This window comes from Paractinoplanes globisporus DSM 43857, assembly GCF_000379645.1.
Taxonomy (GTDB): Bacteria; Actinomycetota; Actinomycetes; order Mycobacteriales; family Micromonosporaceae; genus Actinoplanes; species Actinoplanes globisporus.
In genome coordinates this window covers 45,748-70,245 of record NZ_KB903328.1, presented here as the reverse complement: position 1 = coordinate 70,245, position 24,498 = coordinate 45,748, and the positions used below count along the sequence as shown (strand labels likewise).

The following is a 24,498-nucleotide window of genomic DNA, read 5'->3' as shown; positions in this document are numbered from 1 at the left end:
TACTCAGCGCTTAATCCGTTTCGGACGATGCGGGAGTTGTCCTCCGCGGTCAACGATGATCCAGTCGTTCAGACGTGTGTGCCTGTGGAGGGAGCATTGTGACAGCTGAGCTCGTCGTCCCGGCACCGATCTCCTCACCGGCGGCGGCCCCGGCCGCCGGCGGCGATCCGTTGCTGCAATCGAAATTCGCCGTGCCCGAGCCGCCCAGTTTCCTGGTGGCCCGGCCCCGGCTCACCGAGCGTCTCGCCCGAGGTGTCCGCGAGCCCGTGACGCTGGTCGTCGGGCCCGCCGGCGCCGGAAAGACCCAGCTGGTCGCCACCTGGGCGGCCGAGGGGACGCCCGGATATCCGATCGGCTGGATCACGCTCGAGGAGGAGGACGGCCCGTCCGACGCCTTCTGGGCCTACATCCTCGAGGCCCTGCGCCGCGCCGGCGTACCGGTCGCCGCCTCGTTGTCCGTACCACGTGCCGGCGGCGCCGCCGACCGGTCCTTCCTCGTACGCCTCGCCTCCGCGCTGGCCGAGCAACCCGAGCCGGTCGTGCTCGTGCTCGACGGCGTCTCCAACCTGACCAGCCCGCACTGGGCCACCGACCTCGAATTCGTGCTCCGGCACGCCGGGCGGATGCTGCGCCTGGTGCTGGTCGGCCGCTGGGATCCCCCGCTCCCCCTGCACCGCTACCGCCTGGCCGGCCGGCTCGAGGAGGTGCGCAGCGAGGACCTCGCCTTCACCTCCGACGAGGCCGCCGAGCTGCTCATCCTGCACCAGGTGCCGCTGAGCCGGGACGGCATGAGCCAGCTGCTGCAGCACACCGAGGGCTGGGCCGCCGGGCTGCGGCTGTTCGCGATGGCCCTGGAGGACGCCGGCGACGCCGAAAGCCTGATCGCCACGATCACCGGCAACGAGGCGACGATCGCCGAGTACTTCGTCGACGAGGTGCTGCGCATCCAGCCGGCGCACGTCCGGACGTTCCTGCTGGAGACCAGCATCCTCGACACCTTCACCCCGGAGCTGGCGGAGGCCGTGACCGGACGGGCCGACGCGCGCTGGCTGCTGTCGGCGCTGTGCCGGCAGAACGCCTTCGTCCAACCGGCCGGGGACGGGCTGACCGCGTACCGATGCCACCGGCTGTTCGCCGAGCTGCTGCAGGCCCAGCTCAGCCGGGAGGCGCACGAGCGGATCCCGGAGCTGCACCGGCGGGCCGCCTCGTGGTTCGCCGGCGCCGGGCAGATCACCGAGGCGATCAGCCACGCCTCCGCCGCCGGCGACTGGGCCCTCGCGGCGACGATCGTCGTCGAGGACTACGCGATCGGCCGGCTGCTGCTCGACGGGCGCGAGAGCCGCCTGTCCGAGCAGCTGAGCGCGCTGCCGGACGACCTGGAAAGCCCCGAGGGGGCCGTGGTCGCCGCCGCCCTCGCGCTGTCCAAGCGGGACGTGGAGACCAGCGCGGGCCACCTCGAGCGGGCCGAGGAGCTCATGATGAGCAGCCCCGCCGGCTACAGCCCGGCGCTGGCCCTCGCCCACCTGGTCACCGACGTCGTGCTGGCCCGCCTGCGCGACGACCTCGACGGCGTGCTGCACGCCGCCGCGGCGGCCGAGGAGATGCTCGCCGAGACGCCGCCCCAGCGGCTCGAACGGCACGGCGAGCTGCGGGCGCTGGTGCTCGGTGCCCGCGGTGACGCGCAGAGCCGCGTCGGCGCGATCGACGCGGCCGCGGTCACGCTCACCGAGGTCGCCAACACGGTCGCCGGCAGCTGTGAGGGGGTGCGCATCGGGGCGCTCTCCCACCTCGCGCTGATCGAGGCACACCGCGGCCGGTTGCGGCACGCCGAGAAGCTGGCCGACCAGGCGACCGAGCTGGCCGACCGGATAGGGGGCACCGCCTCCCGGCCGGTCGGCGCCGAGCTGGCCCTGGCCTGGGTGGCGATGGAGCGGTACGACATCGACACCGCGGGACGGCACCTGCGCGCCGCCGACCCGCGCCGCATCCGGCCCGCCGACGGCATGATCCACGCGGCGTTCGCGCTGATCCGCTCCCGCCGCCTGCAGGCGCGCGGCGAGTTGCGCGGCGCGCTCACCGCCCTCGGCGACGCCGGGCACGTGCCCGGCGGCCTGGCCGCGCCGTGCTGGCTGACCCGCCAGGTCACGCTCACGCAGGCCCGCCTGCTGGTCACCATGAGCCGGCCCGACCAGGCCCTGGAGACCGTCGGCCGGCTGAGCGAGCCCGAGGCCGACGACGCGACCGTGGTGCGTGCCGCGGCCCTCGCGGCGGCGGGCGACGCCCAGCAGGCCTGGGAGCTGGTCGAGCCCCTGGCCGGCGCGGCCGGCGTGGCCGGACCGGTGAGCCTCGAGGCCTGGCTGGTGCTGGCCACCGTGGCCGCCCGGCGGGGCGAGGTCGACGACGCGCGCGGCGCGCTGCGCCAGGCGTTGCGGGCCGCGGCGCCGGAGTCCCAGCGCCGGGCGGTCCAGCAGGTCTGGGCCGACCTGCGCCGGGTGCTGCGCGACGACGACGAGCTCGCCGCCCAGTACAAGCAGCTCCAGGGCGGCGCGCACGCGTCGCCGGCCGCCTCCGCCGACGCCGGCGTGGTGGTCTTCGAGGCGCTCAGCAAGCGCGAGATGGAGGTGCTGCAGGGCATGGCGGCGATGCTGCCCACCGAGGAGATCGCCGCGACCCTGTACGTCTCGGTCAACACGGTGAAGACCCACGTGCGCAGCATCCTGCGCAAGCTCTCCGCCTCGCGGCGCAACGAGGCCGTCCGGCGGGCACGCTCACTCGGCCTCATCTGAATATGGACGCGGAACGCGGGCTGGCCGCCCTCCCGGGGTGGCTACGCCCGCGCGCCGCGCTGGTGCTGGCCTCCTGGTTCGGCAAGCTGCTGCTGCGCTTCCTCGCCGGGCTGTTCGAGATCCAGATCTTCGACCGGGCGATGGGGCTCGCCGCGCAGGCGTTCACCTCGATCTTCCCGTTGCTGATCATGTTCGGCACCCTGATCGGCGCCCAGCGCTCCACCGAGCTCGCCGATGCCATCGACCTGCCCGAGTCGTCCAAGCGGCTGCTGACCGACGCGCTCGACGAGCACGGGTTCGGCACCTTCGGCGTGCTCAGCGCGCTGATCGTGCTGGTCTCGGCGACCGGGCTCGCCCGGGCCATGGTCCGTGGCTACGCGGCGGTATGGAACGTCGGCAAGGTCAAATCCGGGCCGGCGGCCGCCCTGCGCTGGCTGCTGGTCGTGGTGCTGCTGAGCATGTTCGTCATCCTGAGCCGGGCGATCGGTCAGCTCGCGGACGACTCGCCGATGCCGTTCCTGACCGACACCACCACCCTGTTCGTGGCCGACGTCGCGATCACGACCGCGGTGCCCGCGCTGCTGCTGGCCGGCGCGGTGCCGTTCCGGCGGCTGCTGCCGGGCGCGCTCGCGTTCGGACTGATCATGCTGGCGGTCCGGCCGGCCGGGCACATCTACCTGCCCCGGGCGCTGCGGTCCAGCAACGCGCACTACGGCACGATCGGGCTGGCCTTCACCTACATCGGGTGGCTGTACATCATTTCGTTCTGCCTGCTCGCGGCGACGGTGATCGGGCGCGTCCTCGCCACGGAACCCGGCCTGATCGGGCGGGTCATCCGCGGCGAGGCCGGGCTGCGGACGCTGTCAGTGGTGATACGCCCGGGTAAGTTCCCCGCCGTGCGCCACCGTCGCGTAGAGGACGACGGCGCAGAGCCCGATGGAGACGACCGACCAGATCGGGTAGACCCCGACGTACGCGAAATTGATCACGAGGGCGACACAGGCCAGGACGATGGCGATGCCCCGGGCCCAGACCTGCCCGAGCATGAGGCCGGCGCCGACGATCATGAGAACCGCGCCGAGGACGATGTGGATCCAGCCGAGCGTGGTCAGGCTGACGTTGAACAGCAGGTCGGACCGGGTTCCCTCGAGCGACTCGGGGCGAATGAGCGCGAGCGATCCGATCGTGAGATGCGCTCCGCCCAGGAGCACCAGCATTAGGCCGCCGAACAGGATCCAGGCGATCCAGCCGGTCGGCTCGTCACTGCGGTGTGTCGCGGTTTCGTTTGCCACCTGCTCAGCGTCGCCCGGCGCCCCGGCGGGATGCCTCATCTGCGCCGGATGAGGTACGCCCGCGGCACCCGTCGCGATACTCGGGGGCGTCTCGGGCAGCTCTCGAGGAGGACGGCTATGTCCAACGTCTACCGACCGCCGACACCCCCGCAACCTGTGCTCAACGCCGGCCGCCTCTGGGCCGGAGGCGCCGCCACCGCGCTGGTGGCGGCCCTGATCGCGATAGTCGGCATCCTGTTCGGCCGGGGCGTCTTCGACGTCGCGGTCCTCGCGCCCAAGGGCAAGGGCGCCTGGGGCGACGCCTCCACCTTCTGGTACGCCGCCGGCGCCGCCGCGGCCGCGCTGGTGGCCACGGGCCTGATCCACGTGCTGATCATCACCACGCCCCGGCCGATGCGCTTCTTCGGCTGGGTGATCGGGCTCGCCACGGTGGCGGCGATGCTCCTGCCCTTCACCACCGACGAGCCCCGGGATTCGCGCTGGTACACGGCGGGACTCAACCTGGTGCTCGGCATCGCGATCGGCAGCCTGGTCGCGGGCGTCGCCAAGAGCTCGCTGCGGCCCCCGATCATGCAATCCGGCGTGGGGCTACCGCCGGTCCCCCCGCCACCGATTCCGCCGCAGTACCGCTGAGAGGGAACCTCACATGGCACAGCACGCGGCCCGGCCGGGCGAGGACACCGGGCTCACCAAGTGGATCGGCTGGATCCTCTTCGTCGGCATCGTCATGATCGTCAGCGGCATGATCAGCCTGATCCAGGGCATCGTGGCGCTCGTCGACGACGACTTCTACCTGGTCGCCGCCGAGAAACTGGCGATCGACCTGAGCTACCAGACCTGGGGCTGGACGCTCATCGCGTTCGGCGCGCTGCTCATCGGCGCCGGTTACTCGGTGATGTTCGGCCACACCTGGGCCCGGATCATCTCGATGGTCATCGTGTTCGTGCACGCGATGATCAACCTGACCTTCCTGGCGGCGTACCCGATCTGGTCGATCATCTCGATCGCGCTCGACCTGATCGCCATCTACGCGCTCGCGGTGCACGGCGGCGAGGGCAAGTTCCTGCGCCGTTCGGAGCGGGACTGACATGTCGGTGAGAGGCCGGCTGTGGATCCGCCTGCGGCACGAGACCGCCGAGGGCACCGCGGCCGGCATCTACGGCGTCATCGTCAGCTCGGCGGTGCTCGTGACCGCGCACGCCGAGACGGCCTACAAGCTGGACATCATCGTGGTCGTCACGCTGGCGATCTACTGGGCGGCCGAGCGGTACGCCCGGGTCGTCGCCGAGCGCATCCACGAGGGGCACCGGCCGGCCTGGCACGTGGTGCGCGAGCAGCTCACCACCGGCTGGGAGATCATCAGTCTGTCGGTGCTCCCGCTGCTGGTGCTGCTGATCGCCCGGGGCGTGGGCGCGGAGATGGCCGGGGCGGTGCTGTCCGCGCTCATCACCAGCACGGTGCTGCTGTGCCTGGCGGGCTGGCGGATGGGCGCCAAGCTGCATCCGGCCGAGCGGATCCTGTCCACCGTGGTGGCCGGGACGTTCGGCGCCGTCATGATCATCTTGAAGATCGCCCTGCACTGATCCTCATGCGGCCGGCCCTCATCCGGCTGGGATGAGGCGATCTCAGCGGTGCCGAGGCGACGATCTCCCTCATCGGAGCCCGAGGAGGCACAGACATGTTCGGATCCCGCCGCGTGGCCCGGCGCACCGGCCGCAGAACAGCACGCCGGGTGTCCCGGCGCCGCTGACCGGTGCCAGCACCCCGGGCACGGCCGGAACGTCCACCCCGGCCGTGCCCGCTCCGGCGTTTCTTGATCTAGGAGCACGCGATGGCGATAACGACCTCCCCGCCGCCCCCGTTCCACACGCTCACGGTCGACGAGGCCCTCCGGGCCGAAGAGGTCGACCAGCAGTCCGGCCTGAGCACCGCCGAGGCCGAGAAGAGACGCGCGCAGTACGGCCCGAACAAGTTCGCCGAGGGCAAGAAGGAGCCCTGGTGGCGATCGTTCCTGCGGCAGTACGCCGACCCGATGCAGATCGTGCTGCTGGCCGCCGGCATCGGCAGCATGGTGCCGCTCAAGCAGTGGGGCACCGGCATCCTGCTGATCCTGCTGACCCTGCTCAACGCCTTCCTCGGCCTGCATCAGGAGGGCAAGGCCGCGGCGGCGATCGGCGCCCTGCAGAAGATGATGATCGTCAAGGCCAAGGTGCGCCGCGACGGGACGCTCGTCGAGCTGCCGGCCGAGGAGCTCGTGCCCGGCGACGTCGTGCAGATCGAGGCCGGCGACCTGGTGCCGGCCGACGGGCGGCTGCTGCGCACGGCCACGCTGGAGATCGCCGAGTCGGCGCTGACCGGCGAGAGCCTGCCGGTGAGCAAGAGCGTCGAGGCGTGCGGCGCGGTCGACACCGATCTCGGCGACCGGTCCGACATGGCGTACATGAACACGAATGTCACCCGCGGCTCCGGCGACCTGCTGGTCACCGCGACCGGCATGGCCACCGAGGTCGGCCACATCTCCGGCATGCTGCAGACCCAGACGGAGGAGGACACCCCCCTCACCCGGCAGTTGGCCAAGCTCACCAACCAGATCCTGTACGTCTCCGGCTTCGCGCTGCTGGCGTCGGTCGTGATCAACCTGGCCCGGGGCAACGAGTTCAACGTGGTCTTCACGGCCGCGATCGCGTTCGCCATCTCGGCCATCCCGACCGGCCTGCCCGCCGTGGTCACCACGATCCTGTCGCTGGGCACCACCACGCTGGCCAAGGCGAACGCGATCGTGAAGCGCCTGCGCTCGACCGAGACACTCGGCTCGACGTCGGCCATCAACTCCGACAAGACCGGCACGCTGACGCTGAACCAGATGACCGCCACCGAGATGACCATCCCGGGCCGCCGGTACACGATCTCGGGCAGTGGCTACTCCACCGACGGCCAGATCCAGCGCGTCGCCGGGCAGCCGGACACGCCGCTCGACGACTTCCTGCTGCCGATGGCGCTCGCCTCGGACGCGGTCGCGCACGACGGCGAGATGATCGGTGACCCGACCGAGGGCGCTCTGGTCGTGCTGGCCGAGAAGGGCGGCATCGGCGTCGACGCGACCCGTCAGCACTACCCGCGGGTGGCGGAGCTGCCGTTCGACGCCGCGTACAAGATGATGGCCACCTTCCATCGCTTCACCAAGCCGGACGGCGAAGAGGTCATCCGGGCCTACGTCAAGGGCGCACCCGACCAGCTGCTGTCCCGGGCCACCCACACGCTGGCGCCCGACGACCTCACCGTGATCGGGACGGACGCCGCCTTCAAGGCCCGGTACCTCGACGAGAACCGGCGGCTGGCCGAGCAGGGCCTGCGGGTCATGGCCACCGGACGCAAGGACTTCGACCCGAAGACGTTCGACGCCGACGGCGACCTGCTGGCGGCGCTGGACGGGATGACCGTGCTCGCGCTGGTCGGCATCGTGGACCCGCCGCGGCCGCAGGCGCGGGCCGCGATCGCCGAGGCGCACGCGGCCGGCATCCAGGTCCGCATGATCACCGGCGACCACGCGGTCACCGCGGCCGCGATCGCCGGCAAGCTGGGCATCACCGGCCGCGCCATCACCGGCGCCGACTTCGGCGCGATGACCGACGCGCAGGCCGACGAGCAGATCGACGGCATCGGCGTGATCGCCCGGGTCACCCCCGAGCACAAGGTACGCCTGGTCGAGGTGCTCAAGCGCAAGGGACACATCGTCGCGATGACCGGCGACGGCGTGAACGACGCGCCGGCGCTGAAGAAGGCCGACATCGGCATCGCCATGGGGATCACCGGCACCGAGGTGAGCAAGGAAGCCGCCGCGATGATCCTCACCGACGACGACTTCGCCACCATCGTCAAGGCGGTGCGGCTCGGCCGCGAGCTCTACGACAACCTGAAGAAGTACATCTTCTTCCAGATGGGTGTGCTCGCCGGCATGGTGGTCACGTTCCTGAGCGCCAGCATCTTCAACATCGCGGGCGGCGTGCCGTTCGTGCCGCTGCAGACGCTGTGGCTCAACTTCACCACCCAGGTGTTCCAGTCGGTCGGCCTCGGCTACGGCAAGGGCGATCCCGACATCATGCAGCGCAAGCCGAGAAAGTCCGACGAGCCGCTGCTGACCCGCGCGGCGCTGACCTGGCTCGGTGTCGTCGGCCTGGTCATGGGCATCAGCACGCTGCTGGTCATCTGGTGGGCCGACCGCGAGTGGAACATCGAGACCGGCCGCACGATGGGTGTCACCGCGTTCGCCATCATGAACCTGTTCTTCTCGTTCACGGTGCGCAGCGACATCCGCTCGGTGTTCAGCGTGGAGACCTTCAGCGACCGCCGCTTCGTCATCACCAGCGGCATGTCGGTGGCGGCCATCTTCCTGGCCACCTCGCTGGACTTCCTCCAGCGCCTGCTCGGCACGACCAGTCTCAACGCCGTCCAGTGGCTCATCTGCATCGGCGCCGCCCTGACCGTCATCGTGCTGACCGAGATCCGCAAGATGGTGCTGCGGCGCCGGCTGTCGTCGGCCCCGCCCACCGCTCCCGACGCGGAGCCGATCCCCGTCACCGTGGCGGCATGAGCGCGACCGTGGCCCCCCGGCCGGCGATGGCTGCGGCCTCGCCGGCCGGTTTCGCCGGGGTGGTGAGCAGAACCATCGCATACGTGATGGACGCGCTGATCATCTCGATCGCGTCGGCCGGAACCGCCGTCGGGATGAGCCTGATCTCCTCGGTCATCGGCAGCGAGGCCCGCGACCTGGCCCGCACGCTCACCGCCGCCTACCTGGTGGTGCTGCCCGCGGTGTTCGCCCTCTACTGCGCGGCCTTCTGGGGACTGACCGGTCGCACGCCGGGCATGGCCGTGGTCGGCATCCGTGTGGTCAGCACGTCCCGCGGACGGGTCGGCTGGATCTCGGCGTTCGCACGGGCGATTCTCCTCGCGTACTTCCCGATCGGCTCTTTGTGGTTGCTTGTGGACAGACGGCACCGCGCGATCCACGACCTGATCGCCCGCACCCTCGTCGTCCGCCTGTAGGGACGATTGCCCGGCCCGGGCCCGCGGCGTAAAGATAGATCATCACCGCTGGGTCACAAGGGAGTGCCCGTCATGCGCCGACTCCTGCTCATGGTCATCGCCGTCCTGGCCGTCGTCGTGCCGTCCGGCACCGCCGTCGCCGCCGCCTCTGTCTCCTCCCCGCCGGGCCTACTGCCGTTCCCCAGCGACCGGTTCACGGTTCCCGACCGGAGCAGCGCCACCGGCCGCCGGGTGCACTTCCCCGCCGACGCGCTGCCCGCCAACGTGGCCGGCAAGCACATCGACCCGGCCGAGTGGAACCGGCAGGACGGCTTCAGCCCCGGCACGCCGATCCTCGTCCACGTGCCCGGCCTCGACCCGGTGGCCAGCGGCATCGCGCCGGTCACCGACATCGGGCGCTCCCTCGCGGCGGACGCGCCGATCGTGCTGCTCGACACCCGCACCTGGCAGCGCACGCCGTACTGGGCCGAGCTCGACGCCCACGCGACCGGCCGGCCCGATCAGTTGCTCATCATCCGGCCGGCGGTGGCGCTGCGCGAGGCGACGCGGTACGTCGTCGTCCTCCGGGGTCTGCGCGACCACACCGGCGCGTTGATCCGTGGCAAGTCTCCCCATGCCGGCGCCGATCTGCGGCGGGCGCACATCTCATCGCACAACCTGTACCTGGCCTGGGACTTCACCGTCGCGAGCGAGCGGAACCTCACCGGCCGCGTGCTTCGCATGCGCGACGACGCCTTCGCGGCCCTCGGCCACCACGCCCCGGCGTTCACGGTCAGCCAGGTCGCCGACTTCACGCCGGAGCAGGACGCCCGCATCGCCCGCCAGGTGCGCGGCACGGTCGCGGTGCCGAGCTACCTGACCGGCACGGGCGGGCCCGGCTCGCGGTTGCACTACGACGCCCCGCTCCGGCCGGACTCCCTGCCCACCACAACCGGCCAGACCTACGCCGCCGACTTCGTCTGCAACATCCCGCGCGCGGCCACCGCCGGCAGCCCGGCCCACCTGTCCCTCTACGGCCACGGCCTGCTCGGCTCGCCCACCGAGATCAACGCCGGCAACGTCAAGGACATGTCGCAGACGTACGACTTCATGTTCTGCGCGACGAGCTGGATCGGCCTGGCCGCCGCCGACGTACCCTTCGTGGCCGGCGTGTGGAGCGACCTGAGCCAGTTCCCGGCCGTGCCCGACCGCCTGCAGCAGAGCTTCCTCAACTTCCTGTTCCTGGGCCGGGCGATGACCGCGCCGCGCGGCTTCGCCGCGAACCCGGCGTTCCAGGACGCCCAGGGCCACAGCCTGCTCGACCGCGCCGGCGGCATGCACTACGACGGCAACAGCCAGGGCGGCATCAACGGCGGCGCCCTCACCGCGATCGCCCAGGACTGGACCCGATCGGTCCTCGGCGTCCCCGCCATGAACTACAGCACCCTGCTGCAGCGCAGCGTCGACTTCGCCCCGTTCCAGCAGCTCATGGACCAGTCCTACCCCGACCCGGCCGACCAGCAGCTGACCCTGGCGCTGATCCAGATGCTCTGGGACCGAGGCGAGGCGAACGGCTACGCCCAGCACCTGACCACGGATCCGCTCCCCCGCACTCCCGCGCACCGCGTCCTCATGCACGTAGCCTTCGGCGACCACCAGGTCTCCCCTGCCGCCGCCCAGGTGGAGGCCCGCACGATCGGCGCCCGCATCCACCAGCCCGCCCTGGCCCCCGGCTGGTCCGACGAAACAGTCCCGTTCTGGGGCATCAGGCCGCTCCCGCCCTACCCCTACCGCGGCTCGGCCCTCGTCGTCTGGAACAGCGGCCAGGCCTTCGCCCCGCCACCCACCAACCTCGCCCCGGCCGGCCCGCAGTACGGCACCGACCCGCACGAGTTCCCGCGCGCCCAGCCGAGCGCCCAACTCCAGAAGGCAACGTTCCTGCTGACCGGCCGCGTGATCGACGTCTGCGCCGGCGCCCCCTGCCCCCACCCCTGACCACCCCTTNGCTCTGCGCACCTATACGCACGCANCCCTGCNCNCCCGCCCNGCGNCNCGCCCGGGTGCGCCCCTGACCACCCCTTTGCTCTGCGCACCTATACGCACGCAGCCCTGCCCGCCCCGCGGCCCGCCCGGGTGCGCCCCTGACCACCCCTTTGCTCTGCGCACCTATACGCACGCACCCCTGCCCGCCCGCCCGGCGGCGCGCCCGGGTGCGCCCCTGACCACCCCTTTGCTCTGCGCACCTATACGCACGCAGCCCTGCCCGCCCCGCGGCCCGCCCGGGTGCGCCCCTGACCACCCCTTTGCTCTGCGCACCTATACGCACGCAGCCCTGCTCACCCGTCCGGCGGCGCGCCCGGGTGCGCAGATCTCTGCGCGTAGAGGTGCGCAGAGCAGCGCGTATGGGTGCGCAGAGCAGCGCGTATAGGTGCGCAGAGCTGCGCGTATGGGTGCGCAGAGCAAAGTGGTGGCGGGTGCAGTTGGTGGCTTGTCGGGGCTGGATTGCCGTGGCCCGGTCCGTCGCCGGTTGTGTCCGCTGTGGTCGGCCACAGCTCCGAGCCATCGCGACCGGTCGCGCCGCGCGGTCGGGCACGGGCCCGTCCGGGGCGAACGAGCCCACCAGCCGATGGGCTCGCGGCGGGCCGGATTCGCCGGGAGCGCACGGCCGGCCGGGCCGGGGTGTGCCCGGCCGGCGTGAGGTGGGCGGTCAGGTGCCGGAGGGGGTGACCACCGTGCCGGCTTTGCCGGAGAGGATCAGGGCCGCGTCCTCGAGGGCGCCGATCGCGGCCGTGTCGCCGGTCATCTCGACGAAGCGGCAGACGGCCTCGACCTTGGGGCCCATCGAGCCGGCGGCGAAGTTCTCGCGGCGGAGGGCGGCCGGGGTCGCGCGGGAGATGGGGGTCGGGTTGGGGCCGCTGAAGCCTCGGACGACCGCGGGGACGTCGGTGAGCAGGAGCATGGCGTCGGCGTCCAGTGCCTCGGCCAGGACCTCGGTGGCCAGGTCCTTGTCGACGACGGCCTCGACGCCCGACAGGCGGCCGTCCTCGCCGCGGACGACCGGGATGCCGCCGCCGCCGGCGCAGACCACGATCGCGCCCGAGTAGAGCAGGGAGCGGATCACGCGGGTCTCGACGATGCGCTGCGGGTGGGGTGAGGGGACGACTCGGCGCCAGTACTGGCCGTCGGCGGCGATCGACCAGCCGCGTTCCGAAGCCAGGCGGTGGGCGGTCTCCGAGTCGTAGACGGGGCCGACGAACTTGGTGGGGGCGGCGAAGGCCGGGTCGTCGGCGGCGACCAGGGTCTGGTCGAGCAGGGCCACCACCTGCTTGCCGGGGAGGGAGTTCTGCAGGGCCTGCAAGAGCCAGTAGCCGATCATGCCCTGGGTCTGGGCGCCCAGCACGTCGAGCGGGTACGGGATGGAGAGCGCGGGGTCGGCCGCGCTCTCCAGGGCCAGCATGCCGACCTGCGGGCCGTTGCCGTGGGTGATGACGACCTCGTGCTCGGCGGCAAGGGGGGCCAGCGCCTCGATGGCGCGCAGGGCGTTGGCCCGCTGGATCGCCGCGTCCGGCTTCTGGCCGCGCTGCAACAGCGCGTTGCCGCCGATGGCGATCACGATCCGCATGGTGTCAGCCTCCGAGGGTGGCGACCATGATCGCCTTGATCGTGTGCATGCGGTTCTCGGCCTGGTCGAAGACGATCGAGTACGGCGACTCGAAGACCTCGTCGGTGATCTCGAGGGCGTCGAGGCCGGTGTGCTCGAAGATCTCCTCGCCGACCTTCGTGCGGCGGTCGTGGAAGGCCGGCAGGCAGTGCATGACCTTGACCGCCGAGTTGCCGGTGGCGCGTACGGTCTCCATGTTGATCTGGTATGGCTTGAGCAGGGCGATCCGCGCGTCCCACTGGTCCTTCGGCTCGCCCATGGACAGCCAGACGTCCGTGTAGAGGAAGTCGACGCCCCGGACGCCGGCGGCCACGTCCGCCGTCTGCGTGATGCGGGCGCCGGTCTGCTCGGCGATCCGCTGGGCCTCCTTGAGCACGTCCTCGTGGTTCCACCGGCCGTCGGGGGCGACCATCCGCACGTCCATGCCCATCATGGCGCCGCCGATCAGCAGCGAGTTGCCCACGTTGTTCTCGGCGTCGCCCAGGAACGCGAAGGCGATCTCGTTGTCGTGCTTGACCGTGTGCTCGCGCATGGTCATCAGGTCGCACAGCGTCTGGGTCGGGTGCCATTCGGTGGAGAGCCCGTTCCACACCGGCACGCCGGAGTAACGGGCGAGCGTCTCCACGTTCTCCTGGGCGAAGCCGCGGTACTCGAGCCCGTCGTAGAAGCGGCCGAGGACCCGGGCCGTGTCCGCGATCGACTCCTTGTGGCCGAGTTGGGTGCTGCCCGGGTCGAGGAACGTGACATGCGCGCCCTGGTCGTGGGCCGCGACCTCGAAGGCGCACCGCGTACGCGTGGAGGTCTTCTCGAAGATGAGCGCGATGTTCTTGCCGCTCAGGCGGGGCACCTCGGTGCCGGTGTACTTGGCCGTCTTCAGCTCCGCGGCGAGCTTCAGCAGGTAGCGCCACTCGGCGGTGGTGAAGTCGAGCTCCTTGAGGAAGCTGCGGTTGCGCAGGTTGAAGGACATGGCTGGTCGCCTCCTAGGCGGCGTCGCGTTCGATCGGGCAGGTCATGCAGCGCGGGCCACCACGGCCGCGGCCCAGCTCGCTGCCGGCGATGGTGATCACCTCGATGCCGTGCTTGCGCAGGTAGGTGTTGGTCGTGACGTTGCGCTCGTAGCCGACGATCACGCCGGGCTCGACCGCCAGGAAGTTGTTGCCGTCGTCCCACTGCTCCCGCTGCGCGGCCCGCTCGTCCTCGTCGGTGACCAGGACCCGGTAGTTCTCCAGGCCGATGGACTCGGCGATCGCCGGGAAGAGGTCGTGGTTCTCGTCGACCCGCACGCCGCCGCCCTGCGGGCCCGGCGTGACCGTCCACGACCGCAGCGCGCCCTTGAGGTACGGGTACCGCACGAACGTGTCCTTGTCGATCATGGTCATGACCGTGTCGAGGTGCATCATCGCGTGCGAGTGCGGCAGCTCGATCGCGATGACCTTCTGCGCGGCGCCGGCCGCGAACAGCCGCTGGGCCAGGTTCTCCACGCCCATCGCCGTGGACCGCTCGCCCAGCCCGATCATCACTACGCCCTTGCCGAGCACGTGGATGTCGCCGCCCTCGAGCGTGGCGAACCGGTGCGGCGGCTCGTCGGTGCCGTACCAGACCTGGAAGTCGGCGCCCGCGAACATCGGGTGGAAGCGGTAGATCGCGGTGCTGTGCACGGACTCGCGCAGCCGGGCCGGCATCGCCATCGGGTTGATGCTGACCCCGCCGTAGATCCACGCGGAGTTGTCCCGCTGGAAGAGATGGTTGGGCAGCGGCGTGAGCACGAAGTCGTCGGCGTTCATCAGCTCCCAGCGCAGGCTGTTGACCGTGAACCCGGCCAGCTCGCTCTTGAGCACCCCGCCGATGAGCAGCTCGGACAGGCGGGCGCTCTCGGCCTGCTCGGCCAGCCGGCGCAGCGGGTCGGCGAGGTTCGGCCCGACCGTGTCGTCGTTGATGACCCGCTCGAGGACCCAGTCACGGGACTTCGGGTCCTCCAGCACCTCGGCGAGCAGATCGCCGAAGTAGTGCACGGTGATGCCGCGCTCGCGCAGCACCGAGGCGAAGGCGTCGTGCTCCTCACGGGCCCGCTTGGCCCACAGGATGTCGTCGAAGAGCAGCGAGTCGACGTTGTCGGGCGTCAGCCGGCTGAGCTCGATGCCGGGCCGGTGGAGAATGACCTGGCGGAGTCGCCCGGTCTCGGAATCGACGTGGAAACTCATGACGCTCCCGCCTCAGCGGTAGGGCGGGACCGGCGGCGGCGTCGCCATCCGGCTCCGCATGGAAAGGTAGACCGGGATGCCGATCAGCAGCGCGCCGCCGGCCATGAGGAACGGGCCCCACACCACGTACCAGTGCTCCTGGCCGGTGTTGCGCGAGTACCAGACGAACAGGATCGAGAAGATCAACGCGACGATCGCCACGCCCGCGTCTCGGGCGAACCGTGGCGTGTGCAATTCGCGCCGGTCACGCAGGCGCCACTTCAGCTGGGCGAGAGCCGAGAAGGCGTACGGGATGGCCGCCGTGATCCCGGTCATCAGCACCAGCGTGTTGAAGACCGTGGCGCCGCTGGTGCCCAGGAAGCTCAGCACCATGGCGAGACTGGCCAGCACGGTCGAGGCGATGATGCCGACGGCCGGTACGCCCCGCCCCGAGATCTTGCCGAACGACTTCGGGAACAGCCCGTCGTTGGCGGCCGCGAGCGGCATCTCGGCGCAGATCATGGTCCAGCCGTTGAGCGCGCCGAAGCCGGAGACGATGACGGCCGCGGCGACCAGGTCACCGGCCCAGTGCCCGCTGCCGGCCATCGAGTTCGCGGCCACCGAGTAGGAGGCCTTGTTCGCGTCGAGGGCGAGCTGCGTGGTCGGCACGATGCCGAAGATGGCGGTCAGCGAGAGCAGGTAGACCACCGCGCTGGCGAGCGTGCCGAACACGGTGGCCTTCGGGACGTTCCTCTCCGGGTTGCGCACCTTGTCGGCGGCGACCGCGGCGGTCTCCACGCCGAGGTAGCTGAACAGGCAGATCGCCATGGCGCTGCCGATCGCGCCGATCGTGCTCTGGCCGCTGACGTTCCAGGGCTTGAAGTTGCCGGTGCTGATGAACAGCAGGCCGACCGTGGACATGATCGCCAGCGGGATGAACTTGATGATCGAGGTCCACAGCTGGACGGCCGCCATGCTCTTGGCGCCGACCAGGTTGACCAGGGCCGGGATCCACAGGCCGACCAGCGCGATCACGATCGACCAGCCGGTCACGCCGTTCTTGTTGATGAAGTACTCCACGTAGAAGACCCAGCCGGTGACGATCGCCGCGTTGCCGGCCCACGCGGTGATCCAGTACGACCAGGCGTTGGTGAAGCCCGTCGCGTTGCCGAACGCCGCGCGGGCGTAGGCGTACGGGCCGCCGTCGGCCGGCAGGCGCCGGGACAGCGAGGCGAACATGATGGCCAGGGCGAGCGCGCCGATCGTGGTCAGCGCCATGGCCGCGATGCTGATCGGGCCGATCCCGGCCAGCGAGTAGGGCAGGTTGAAGATCCCGACACCGATGATGCTGCCGAGGATCAGGGCGGTGGCCTGCGACAACCCCATCGTGCGGGTGGCCTCGGGCACGGACGCGTCTTTCCGGACGTCGACCATGACGGGCTCCTGGGCAGGAGGTCAGCGTGGCGTGAAGGAACCCAGTTCGTCGGCGCCCTTCTGGATGACGCCGTAGCTCGACTCGGGCACCGGCTGCCAGGCGCCCTTGAGCTCGCCGAGCGGCTCCGAGACGATCAGGCGGGTCTCCTCGGAGAGCCCGCGCAGCACCTCGAGCTCGGGGTGCATGGTGCGCAGCGCGTTGAGCTCGGTGCTGTAGAACAACGTCCGGCTCTTGCCCACGCTGGAGTACCGGAAGGCCCAGACGCGGTCGCCGTCGGTGGTGCCGACCGTCATCTGCATGGGTTCGGCGACGCCGTGGGCCTTGGCGACCTGCTCGACGAAGCCGGCCATCCGCTCGACCGCACGCACCGGCTCCTCGCGCAGGCCGAACGTGAGTGCCAGGTAGAACATGACCTCGGAGTCGGTGGAGCCGGAGATGCTCGGGAACAGATCGGGGTCGATGGCCATCATCAGGTCACGCCGGAGTTCACGGAACTCGTGGATGGCCCCGTTGTGGCACCACAGCCAACGGCCGTACCGGAAGGGATGGCAGTTGGTCTGTTGCACCGGTGTGCCGGTGCTCGCGCGGATGTGCGCGAGGAAAAGCCCGGATCGCGTGACCCGGGCGAGCTCGCGCAGGTTGACGTCGCCCCAGGCCGGGCCGATGCCGCGGAACAGGGCGGGAACAGGCTGCTCCCCGGCCTCGTACCAGCCGACGCCGACGCCGTCGCCGTTGGTGGTCTCGACGCCGAGCTTCGAGTGCATGCTCTGGTCGATCAGTGAGTGCTCGGTCTTGTAGAGAAGCTCGTCGAGCAGGATGGGCGTTCCGGAGTAGGCCAGCCAGCGACACATCACGGTCTCCTCGCTGCGATAATCACCGTCAGGGTGACGTCGGCGGCGCGGCGGGCCATCACCCCGTGCGGATGAGGTCGAGCCAGCTCTTCAAGATCGCGTGAACCGCGTCCGAGCTCTCCGGCGTGCCGGTGATCGTCCACTCCCGCGGATGGATCAGCACCGGCCGGTCCTGCCAGCCGCCGAGCCCGCCGTGGCAGCCCACCAGCTCCTCGAACGCGGCCACCTCGCCGGTCTCCGGGTCGTACAGGCTGTTGACCAGGATGTCGGGGGTGTGGGCGAGGCCGTCGTGCCGGCGCAGGTCGTCCGCGGCCCACGAGCCGAAGCCCTCGAGTGGGTCGGCGCCGGTGACCGCGTCCCCGTCGAGCAGCCGCCGCCCGGAACCGCCGAGCACGATCGGGCCGTCGGTCGCGGATCGCACCATGACCCAGCCGACCCCGGGATGCGAGGCGAGCCGGTCGATCAGCCCGGGCGCGTGCTTCTCGATCTCCTCCATGGTCAGCCGCCCCGGCTGCCGGGCCAGGTAGACCAGCCCGAGGTTTCCGGAGGCGACGACCACGAACTCGGGCGCGCCGGGAACCTCCTCCGCGGAAGACGGCGAGGACGGCGAGGACGGCGACGACGCCGACGAGGGCAGCAGGCTTGCCTTCAGCGTCGCCGCCCGGCCGGCCTGCTCGTTGTCGGTGGCCAGCTCGACGTCACCGCGTACCAGATCTTCCAGGCCCACGCCGAAACGCTGCCGGAAGGTAGCCCCCTGGCTCTGCCCGTGATCCGAGAGGATCACGAACTTGTACGGCCGGGGCGCGGACCGCGCGACCTCCTCGAGATTGGCGAGCACCGAGTCGATCCCCTCCAGCGCCGCGAGCGCCTCCGGCCGGGCCGGCCCCGCGTGGTGCGCGATCTCGTCGTAGTCGACGAAGTCGCAGTACATCGACGGTGTGCCCCGCATCAGATGCTCGGCGAGCACCGCGAGATTCAAATGCCGCAGCAGTACGTTGGTCACACCGCGCAAAAGCACATAGGACGGTTCGCGACGGATCCTCGGCTCGACGCGGTGCAGACGCTGCCGCCGCGCCTGGTAGAGCTCCTTGACGATCTCGCCGACGGTCAGCACCAGCGACCGGGTCAGTCCGAACGGGTCCAGCAGGTACGCGCTGAGGTAGCGGGCCGGCCCACGGCCGGCGCGGGCCGTGCTCATGGTCAGCAGGCTCGTCGGCGCGTCGCCGGAGAAGACGTTGCTCAGGCTGACCCCGCCGTCGGCCAGCAGCCCGTTGCCGTCGCTGAGCCGGGTCTCGACCAGCGCCGCGTCGGCCGGCTGGTTCGTCACGACGAGGCGGCCGCTCTCCTTCTCGTACCACCGGAAGGCCGGAACGTGATCGCTCCCGCCGTGCAGAAGTCCGGCCTGGCTGGCCGGTGTCGTCGCCGGCAGCCGGGCATGCCACTCGGTGAGCGAGTGGCTCCCCTCTCGCAGCCAGCGGCCCAGCGTCGGCAGGTTCCCGGTGTCGAGCGCCCAGCGGGCCAGCGGCGCCGACAGCCCGTCGATCTGCACGAAGACGACGCCCGGCACGTCGGTGGCCGGCACCTTGTCACGGAAGCGGCGGTTGACCCAGAGCAGGTGATTGGTGACCGCTTCCGAGCGCCCGGCCGTGACCACCCACAGCGCGACGCTGATCAGGATCGAGTAGATCCACGAGGCCCAGAACGCGGTCCAGAAGCCGTCGACCCGGATGCCGGGCGTGATCGCGAACGCGAGGTAGACGAGCGCTGCCTGCGCGAGCAGCCACCCGGCCAGCACACCGGCCCAGCCGATCCACGCCATCAGCCCGGCCAGCGCCGGCCGGATCACCACGCCGAACAGGCCGAGCAGCACCGCGGCGACCAGCACCGACCAGCCGTTGTCGGCCGTGAGGCCGGGCAGCATCAGGACGGTCAGCCCCAGCGCCGCCCAGCCGACCAGCAGAATCCCGGCGGTACGCATGAACACCAGCAAACGCCTCGCGGCGCCTCGGCTCCTCATCCCGGACGGGTTGTTTCAGAGCAGGCCCAGCTGTCGCGCCCGGACGACGGCCTCCCTCCGCCGGGCCGCCCCGAGCTTGCGGTAGATCGAGCGCATGTGCGCCTTGACCGTGTTGATCGAGATGTTGAGGTTGGTCGCGATCTCCCCCGCCGTCAGTACGGTCGGCAGGTAGCGCAGCACGTCCCGCTCCCGCTCGCTGAGCACGTCGGACTGCGTGGCCGGCGGCTCGCCACCCGCCGTCCGCGACGCGACGGCCGGGGTGGCCGTGTGCTCCTCGACCCAGCGCCGCCGGTCCAGCAAGACCGCGAGCCGCCGCTGGTCGAAGGTGCGGAACGGCCGGCGGACCCCCTCCCGCTCGGCGATCAGCACGGCCCGCGACAGCGCGTCGATCGAGCGGTTACCGTGCCCCTCGGCGTCGGCCGCGAACGCCGTGGCGATCCAGGCGGTCACCGCCGCGACGTGGTCGGTGCCCTCGCGCACCACCGACAGCAGTCGTTCGGCCGTGGCGTGATCGCCCCCGGCCAGCGTCGCCCGGGCCAGGCAGGCCTGCTCGGACGGGGTGAACACGCCGTGCGGCGCCTCACGGTCGTAGCGGGCGATGACCTCGCGGCACGAGCCGAGCGCCAGATCGGCCTCCGCCTCGGCCAGCCGCAGCCAGTGATCGAGCACCGGCGCGACCAGCGTCGCCGGCGCCTCCTCGCGGGTCTGCCGCAGCAGCGTCCGGACCGCCGCCGGGTCACCGGCCGCGCGGAGCAGGTGTGCCCGGACCAGCGCGGCAAGCACCGCCGGCGCGGCGGCCGGCTCCTCGCCGCCGGCGTGCAGGGCCTTGCGCAACGACTCCTGGGCGTCGCCGATCCGGTCGCGCTCGAGCTGGATCAGCGCCAGGACCAGGTACGACACCGACGCCTGCGCGGACGTCTCGAAGCCGGCGCGCCGCGCCAGGTCGATCGCGGAGCCCACGAACTCGGCCGCCTCCCGCACCGACCCCTGCAGGAAGACCAGCAGGCCGAGGTGGGCCAGCGCGTTGACCTCGGTGACCGTGGAGCCGACGCTGCGCGCCGCGGTCGACGCCGCCCACAGGTAGCGGTCGGCCTGGTCGGCGCGGTCCATCCAGAGCAGCCCGGCGCCCTTTTCGTTGAGCGCGATCGCCCGGTAGTGCAGCAGCGACGGCAGCTCGTCCAGCCGGTACGAGCTGAGCAGCTTCAGCGTCTCGGACGACTTGGTGATCAGGCCGGGCATGTCGCCGACCCGCCAGTTGAGGATGCCGGCCTCCATCAGGCGCAGCGTGACGTCGGTGGCGGTCGGCACCGTGGCCTGCTCCCGGGCGAGCGAGCGCGACAGCCGCAGCAGCCCGGCCACCCCGGTGCGGTCGCCGCTGACGTAGCGGACGGCCGCCCCGCACAGGGCCAGCTCGGGCGTGGCCGCGTGCTGCTCGGGCGGGATCCGCCGGAGCACGTCGACCAGCGCGATCTGGTCGCCGGTCATGACCTTGGCCATCGCCAGCTCGACGGTGAGCCGGCCGAGGTAGTGCCAGTCGCCCGCCTCGGCCGCGTGACGCAGCGCCTCGAAGATGTGGTCCTGGCCCGCGTACCACTGGGCGGCGAGCAGGTGCAGCGCGGCCTCGGCACCCGGCCGGTCCAGGGCGAGCTGGTGCAGCAGGGCATCGCGTAGCAGCGGGTGGTAGCGGAACCAGCCGGGCCGGTCCTCGATCCGTACGACGAAGGCGTTCGAGCTCTCGAGGCGTTCCAGCAGGCGCCGGCTGTGCGTCTCGCCGGTGAGCGCGTCGGCCAGCGGGCCGCACATCTCGTCGGGCACGCTCGTGCGTACCAGGAACTGCCGCATCTTGGCCGGAAGGGCGGCCAGCACCTCACGGAGGAGGTAGTCGGAGACCGCGCGCACCTCGCCGCTCTCGAGCACACCCTGCTCGGCCAGCACGTCGGCGAGCAGCTGCAGCCCGACCACCCACCCCTCGGTGCGGTCGAGCAGCTCGGCCAGCTCCTCGACCGGCAGTCGCCGGCGGTGCACGGCCGGGAGCTCGGCCGCCTCGGGCGCGCGGAAGGCCAGGTGCCGGGCGCGGATCTCGGTGAGGTTTCCGCCGGCCCGGAAGCGGTGCAGCGGCAGGGTCGGCTCGGTGCGGGCGATCAGCACGAGCCGAAGCGCCGGCGGCGGGTCGTGCAGCAGCCCGGTCAGGCCGCCGATCACCCGGGCGTCGTCGACCTCGTGGAACTCGTCGAGCACCAGGACGACCGGTGCCGGCAGCGACTCCAGGCCGGTGAGGACCTGCGCGGCCGTGAGCGCGCCGGTGTCGTCGCCGAAGTCGATGTCTTCGAGGGCGTTGCCGCAGGGCACGGCGCCGGCGATGCGCAGCGCCATCACGAAGTCGGACCAGAAGGCACGGGGATCGTTGTGCTGCCGGCCGAGCGTCAGCCAGCCGATCGGGCCGGACGTCACCCGCGTCTCGGCCCAGGAGGCGACCAGCGTGGTCTTGCCCCAGCCCGGGCCGGCGCAGACCAGCGTCACCGGCCGCCGGACGCCGGTGTCGAGCATCTCCGTCAGCCGGCGCCGCCGCACGAGCGGCTGCCGCAGCGTGGGGCGGCCGAGCCGCCCGCTGACCGGTGTGGTGATCCTTCCGGTTTCCCTCAACTGCACAACCACCCCCGCGGTTCGTCACCCCCGGCGGCACCGGTGTTGCGGCCCGGATCGGTCCCGCCCGCGATGGGCGTACCTGGTCAGGCCCGGTGCCGGCCGGCCGCGTTCGCGCACGGCCGGGAGCATCGGAGCCGAACTCCGGGCGACGGCGATCATTTTCACCCTCCGCCATCCATGCCGCCGATTCGCCAAGGTCCTCAGTGGAGCGACCTGGACTCATGAGTGACAGAGAGTGACCGTCGTCGTACTTGTCATGCGTCCCCGCCCACACCCCAACACAGAACGCAGCCGGAATGCAACATCGTGGAGTCGGCCATCTCGCCCATCGGACCAGGTTGGCCCATCCGGCCCGGTGCTGCTCATCCCGCCGGTATGACGCGTGGACCGACACCGCGGGTGATTCTCGGGCGAGGATTCCGTTGCCGCCCTAAGGAGTAGACGTGACGAGTCCCCCACTTCCCGAGCGCCGGCTGCGGCATCCGGTCGAGGTGCCGTTGTTCGCCATCATGGTCGTGCTCAACGTCCTCATCATCATCGCGATCGTCATCGCGGCGTCGGTGCTGCCGTTCGTGCCCGATTCCGTACGCGATTCCGGGTGGGGTGTGGCGATCCGGTCGGCCTTCATCGCCCTGCTGCTGTTCATCCCCGCCCTGATCGTCATCCGCGAGACCCAGCGGGCGTCGATCCGCGGTCAGGCGGTGGAGCTGTCGCCGACCCAGTTCCCGGACATCTACCGCACCGCCGAGCAGTTCGCGGGCACGCTCGGTCTGCGCCGGCGGCCGATCATCTACCTGGCCAACGGGAACGGCACGCTGAACGCCTTCGCCGCCCAGGCCACGGGGTACGACTACGTGGTGCTGGCGAACGAACTGTTTGCCAATTTGTACAACAACAATCGCGAAGGTCTGAGGTTCATACTCGGCCATGAACTGGGGCATATCCGGCTGCATCACGTGTCGCTGTGGTATCAGCTGGCGGTGGCCTATTCGCAGCGGATTCCGCTGTTGGGGCCGGCGCTGTCCCGGCTGCGGGAGTACTCGTGCGACCGGCACGGCGCGTTCCTCTGCCCGACCGGCGTGAACGGCCTGATCGTGCTCACCGCGGGCCGGTACGTGGAGAACGATGTCAACGTCGACGAGCTGCTCGAACAGGGGCGGCGGCTGCACGGCTTCTGGATCGGGCTGGCCCAGCTGCCGATGTCGCACCCGTTCACCGTGCGGCGGCTCGAGCACCTGTTCCGCCTCGGCCTGCTGCACAAACAGTCTTCCGGCGCCAGGACCGCCGCCTGATTCGGCCTAGACATCGGCCGCCGGTGATCTCCCGTCACCGGCGGCCGACGCCATTTCACCCCCGAATCAAGAATTCAGGATCTTTGCCTTCTGCTGTTGGAATTCCTCGTCGGTCAGGACGCCGGCCGTTTTGAGGTCGCCCAGCTGCTTCAGGGCGTCCAGCTTCGATTGCATGTCGTCGCCGGCGGGGGCCTCGGCGGGGACCGGTGCCGCGACGTACACCTGCTGCGGCGGCGGTGCGTACTGCTGTTGCGGCTGCTGCTGCTGCTGTTGCTGCGACTGGTCGTAGTACGCGTTGGCCTCTTCCTGGTCGGCCTGCTTCTGCCAGCGGCCGGCCTGGCGGCGGGAGACGCGGTTGGAGACGGCGGTGGCGGTGCCGGCCACTACGGCGGTGCGTGCCACTCCACGTAGAAGTCCCATGTCAGCGCCTCACGTAGTCGGGCTCGGAGGCGTCCAGGGCCGCGAGCAGGGATTGGACGGGAATGCGGCCACCGGCGATCACCTGGCCGCCGGCCTTGCGCACGGCTACGGCGAACGGGGCCGCCCAGACGTTCTCGTACACGATGAGCGCGGCCGCGCTGCCGGGCTCCAGCACGGCGGCGGCCTCCTCGAGGTCGTCACCGCCCAGCATCCCGGAGGAGGCGCCCTGGAACAGGGCGAGCCCGGTGTCCAGCTGCTCGCCGACCAGCTCGTTGACCGTGCCGTCCTCGTTCTTGCGCAGGAACCGCAGGTCGAGGATCCGCACGATGCCGCGGTCCACCAGGTTCACGAGGTGCGGCAGCCCCTGGCCGGGGGTGCTGCCCGGTGGGAACTCGATGCAGAGGTAATCGACCGGGCCCATCTCCTGAATGTCCTTCAGGTCGTCCATGGAACTCCCTTCACTGTCCGCCGATGCCCGCCAGAGCGTTCGCGCGGACCTCCATCACTACCGGGATGTGCATCAGCGCCAGGACGGTGCCGTCGGTCGACGCCACGTCGCTGGCGAGGTCGTTCACCCATTGGTGCTCGACGAGTACGGCGAGGGCGTCGGTTTCGTCATCGACGAGCTCGCCGACCTCGTCGATGTCGGTATCGGTGATGAGCCCGGTGGCCAGCCGGGCCAGCGCGAGCGGGTCGCCGCCGATCCCGGGCAGCTCGTTGAGCTCCACCGGGCAGGCGCCGCCGACCGCGTCGGTGCGGACCACCAGCACGTCGACCACCCGGACTCCGGGGGCGCCGTGCAGCCGGTCGAGTGTCGCCAGGACGCCGTCGTTGAGTTTGGCCGCGGGGAAGGACAGGACGATGAGTTCCAGCGGACCCAATGCCATGACCCT

Annotated in this window: 19 protein-coding genes and 1 pseudogene; 9 read left to right on the top strand and 11 right to left on the bottom strand. The window is 71.0% G+C overall.

Features of this window, described 5'->3' with window-relative positions; translation table 11 throughout:
• The first annotated feature begins 98 nt into the window (after nt 1-98).
• Both A3CQ_RS0137425 and A3CQ_RS64380 read left to right on the top strand, forming a co-directional pair.
• Nucleotides 99-2,786: a winged helix-turn-helix domain-containing protein gene (locus A3CQ_RS0137425; protein WP_020516090.1), complete on the top strand. Its 2,688-nt coding sequence runs from the start codon at nt 99-101 to the stop codon at nt 2,784-2,786.
• Nucleotides 2,787-2,788: 2 nt separating this feature from the next.
• Nucleotides 2,789-3,577: pseudogene (locus A3CQ_RS64380) on the top strand (YhjD/YihY/BrkB family envelope integrity protein); the annotation flags it as partial.
• A gap of 72 nt (nt 3,578-3,649) precedes the next feature.
• On the opposite strand, the gene A3CQ_RS64375 reads toward A3CQ_RS64380, so the two are convergent.
• Entirely contained in the window at nt 3,650-4,003 is a 354-nt protein-coding gene (locus A3CQ_RS64375; protein WP_444510684.1) for a DUF7144 family membrane protein, read from the bottom strand.
• 192 nt (nt 4,004-4,195) lie between these two features.
• Here A3CQ_RS64375 and A3CQ_RS55435 point away from each other — a divergent pair, with 192 nt between their 5' ends.
• The 6 genes from A3CQ_RS55435 to A3CQ_RS0137390 all read left to right on the top strand — a co-directional run bounded on the left by A3CQ_RS55435 (nt 4,196) and on the right by A3CQ_RS0137390 (nt 11,098).
• Entirely contained in the window at nt 4,196-4,711 is a 516-nt protein-coding gene (locus A3CQ_RS55435) for a DUF6069 family protein (RefSeq protein ID WP_051115472.1), read from the top strand.
• Nucleotides 4,712-4,724: 13 nt separating this feature from the next.
• Nucleotides 4,725-5,165 carry a DUF7144 family membrane protein gene (locus A3CQ_RS0137410; protein ID WP_020516087.1) on the top strand — a complete coding sequence of 147 codons (441 nt, stop codon included), beginning with the start codon at nt 4,725-4,727 and terminating at the stop codon, nt 5,163-5,165.
• Between the two features lies 1 nt (nt 5,166).
• Complete coding sequence (locus A3CQ_RS0137405; protein WP_020516086.1) at nt 5,167-5,661, top strand: hypothetical protein; 495 nt, start codon at nt 5,167-5,169, stop codon at nt 5,659-5,661.
• A gap of 248 nt (nt 5,662-5,909) precedes the next feature.
• Complete coding sequence (locus tag A3CQ_RS0137400; protein WP_020516085.1) at nt 5,910-8,669, top strand: cation-translocating P-type ATPase; 2,760 nt, start codon at nt 5,910-5,912, stop codon at nt 8,667-8,669.
• Nucleotides 8,666-9,124, top strand: a complete 459-nt coding sequence (locus tag A3CQ_RS0137395; RefSeq protein ID WP_020516084.1) for an RDD family protein — start codon at nt 8,666-8,668, stop codon at nt 9,122-9,124. The genes A3CQ_RS0137400 and A3CQ_RS0137395 overlap by 4 nt, the downstream gene beginning before the upstream one ends.
• Before the next feature lie 72 nt (nt 9,125-9,196).
• Nucleotides 9,197-11,098 carry a hypothetical protein gene (locus A3CQ_RS0137390; RefSeq protein WP_020516083.1) on the top strand — a complete coding sequence of 634 codons (1,902 nt, stop codon included), beginning with the start codon at nt 9,197-9,199 and terminating at the stop codon, nt 11,096-11,098.
• A 712-nt stretch (nt 11,099-11,810) separates the two neighbouring features.
• On the opposite strand, the gene A3CQ_RS0137385 is transcribed toward A3CQ_RS0137390, so the two are convergent.
• From A3CQ_RS0137385 to A3CQ_RS0137355, 7 genes are read right to left on the bottom strand one after another with little or no spacing between them, the layout of a single operon-like run.
• On the bottom strand, nt 11,811-12,725 hold the full coding sequence (locus A3CQ_RS0137385; RefSeq protein WP_020516082.1) for a carbamate kinase: 915 nt from the start codon (nt 12,723-12,725) through the stop codon (nt 11,811-11,813).
• Between the two features lie 4 nt (nt 12,726-12,729).
• Nucleotides 12,730-13,731: an ornithine carbamoyltransferase gene (gene argF, locus A3CQ_RS0137380; protein ID WP_020516081.1), complete on the bottom strand. Its 1,002-nt coding sequence runs from the start codon at nt 13,729-13,731 to the stop codon at nt 12,730-12,732.
• A 13-nt stretch (nt 13,732-13,744) separates the two neighbouring features.
• The gene (locus A3CQ_RS0137375) at nt 13,745-14,965 is read right to left on the bottom strand and encodes an arginine deiminase (RefSeq protein WP_020516080.1); all 1,221 of its coding nucleotides are present in this window, start codon (nt 14,963-14,965) and stop codon (nt 13,745-13,747) included.
• Between the two features lie 12 nt (nt 14,966-14,977).
• A complete protein-coding gene (locus tag A3CQ_RS0137370) occupies nt 14,978-16,378 on the bottom strand; it encodes an amino acid permease (RefSeq protein WP_020516079.1) in 1,401 nt (466 codons plus the stop codon).
• 21 nt (nt 16,379-16,399) lie between these two features.
• The gene (locus A3CQ_RS0137365) at nt 16,400-17,230 is read right to left on the bottom strand and encodes a class II glutamine amidotransferase (protein WP_020516078.1); all 831 of its coding nucleotides are present in this window, start codon (nt 17,228-17,230) and stop codon (nt 16,400-16,402) included.
• A gap of 58 nt (nt 17,231-17,288) precedes the next feature.
• A complete protein-coding gene (locus tag A3CQ_RS0137360; protein ID WP_157296806.1) occupies nt 17,289-19,208 on the bottom strand; it encodes a phage holin family protein in 1,920 nt (639 codons plus the stop codon).
• Nucleotides 19,209-19,262: 54 nt separating this feature from the next.
• On the bottom strand, nt 19,263-21,890 hold the full coding sequence (locus A3CQ_RS0137355; protein WP_245577516.1) for a winged helix-turn-helix domain-containing protein: 2,628 nt from the start codon (nt 21,888-21,890) through the stop codon (nt 19,263-19,265).
• A gap of 446 nt (nt 21,891-22,336) precedes the next feature.
• On the opposite strand from A3CQ_RS0137355, the gene A3CQ_RS0137350 reads away from it, so the two are divergent.
• Entirely contained in the window at nt 22,337-23,185 is an 849-nt protein-coding gene (locus tag A3CQ_RS0137350; RefSeq protein WP_020516075.1) for a M48 family metallopeptidase, read from the top strand.
• A 66-nt stretch (nt 23,186-23,251) separates the two neighbouring features.
• On the opposite strand, the gene A3CQ_RS0137345 is transcribed toward A3CQ_RS0137350, so the two are convergent.
• From A3CQ_RS0137345 to A3CQ_RS55430, 3 genes are read right to left on the bottom strand one after another with little or no spacing between them, the layout of a single operon-like run.
• Complete coding sequence (locus tag A3CQ_RS0137345; protein ID WP_040433765.1) at nt 23,252-23,605, bottom strand: SHOCT domain-containing protein; 354 nt, start codon at nt 23,603-23,605, stop codon at nt 23,252-23,254.
• Between the two features lies 1 nt (nt 23,606).
• Nucleotides 23,607-24,053, bottom strand: coding sequence for a DUF6325 family protein (locus A3CQ_RS0137340; RefSeq protein ID WP_020516073.1), 447 nt, complete (start codon nt 24,051-24,053; stop codon nt 23,607-23,609).
• A 10-nt stretch (nt 24,054-24,063) separates the two neighbouring features.
• Nucleotides 24,064-24,492, bottom strand: a complete 429-nt coding sequence (locus A3CQ_RS55430) for a DUF6325 family protein (RefSeq protein ID WP_040433810.1) — start codon at nt 24,490-24,492, stop codon at nt 24,064-24,066.
• Nucleotides 24,493-24,498 lie beyond the last annotated feature (6 nt).

Coding starts and splice junctions, on each gene's coding strand:
- A3CQ_RS0137390 (WP_020516083.1), top strand. CDS start 9,197: ATGCGCCGACTCCTGCTCATGGTCATCGCCGTCCTGGCCGTCGTCGTG.
- A3CQ_RS0137345 (WP_040433765.1), bottom strand. CDS start 23,605: ATGGGACTTCTACGTGGAGTGGCACGCACCGCCGTAGTGGCCGGCACC.
- A3CQ_RS0137400 (WP_020516085.1), top strand. CDS start 5,910: ATGGCGATAACGACCTCCCCGCCGCCCCCGTTCCACACGCTCACGGTC.
- A3CQ_RS0137365 (WP_020516078.1), bottom strand. CDS start 17,230: ATGTGTCGCTGGCTGGCCTACTCCGGAACGCCCATCCTGCTCGACGAG.
- A3CQ_RS0137375 (WP_020516080.1), bottom strand. CDS start 14,965: ATGAGTTTCCACGTCGATTCCGAGACCGGGCGACTCCGCCAGGTCATT.
- A3CQ_RS64375 (WP_444510684.1), bottom strand. CDS start 4,003: ATGCTGGTGCTCCTGGGCGGAGCGCATCTCACGATCGGATCGCTCGCG.
- A3CQ_RS0137405 (WP_020516086.1), top strand. CDS start 5,167: ATGTCGGTGAGAGGCCGGCTGTGGATCCGCCTGCGGCACGAGACCGCC.
- A3CQ_RS55430 (WP_040433810.1), bottom strand. CDS start 24,492: ATGGCATTGGGTCCGCTGGAACTCATCGTCCTGTCCTTCCCCGCGGCC.
- A3CQ_RS0137340 (WP_020516073.1), bottom strand. CDS start 24,053: ATGGACGACCTGAAGGACATTCAGGAGATGGGCCCGGTCGATTACCTC.
- A3CQ_RS0137410 (WP_020516087.1), top strand. CDS start 4,725: ATGGCACAGCACGCGGCCCGGCCGGGCGAGGACACCGGGCTCACCAAG.
- A3CQ_RS0137370 (WP_020516079.1), bottom strand. CDS start 16,378: ATGGTCGACGTCCGGAAAGACGCGTCCGTGCCCGAGGCCACCCGCACG.
- A3CQ_RS0137360 (WP_157296806.1), bottom strand. CDS start 19,208: ATGCGTACCGCCGGGATTCTGCTGGTCGGCTGGGCGGCGCTGGGGCTG.
- A3CQ_RS0137395 (WP_020516084.1), top strand. CDS start 8,666: ATGAGCGCGACCGTGGCCCCCCGGCCGGCGATGGCTGCGGCCTCGCCG.
- argF (WP_020516081.1), bottom strand. CDS start 13,731: ATGTCCTTCAACCTGCGCAACCGCAGCTTCCTCAAGGAGCTCGACTTC.
- A3CQ_RS0137385 (WP_020516082.1), bottom strand. CDS start 12,725: ATGCGGATCGTGATCGCCATCGGCGGCAACGCGCTGTTGCAGCGCGGC.
- A3CQ_RS55435 (WP_051115472.1), top strand. CDS start 4,196: ATGTCCAACGTCTACCGACCGCCGACACCCCCGCAACCTGTGCTCAAC.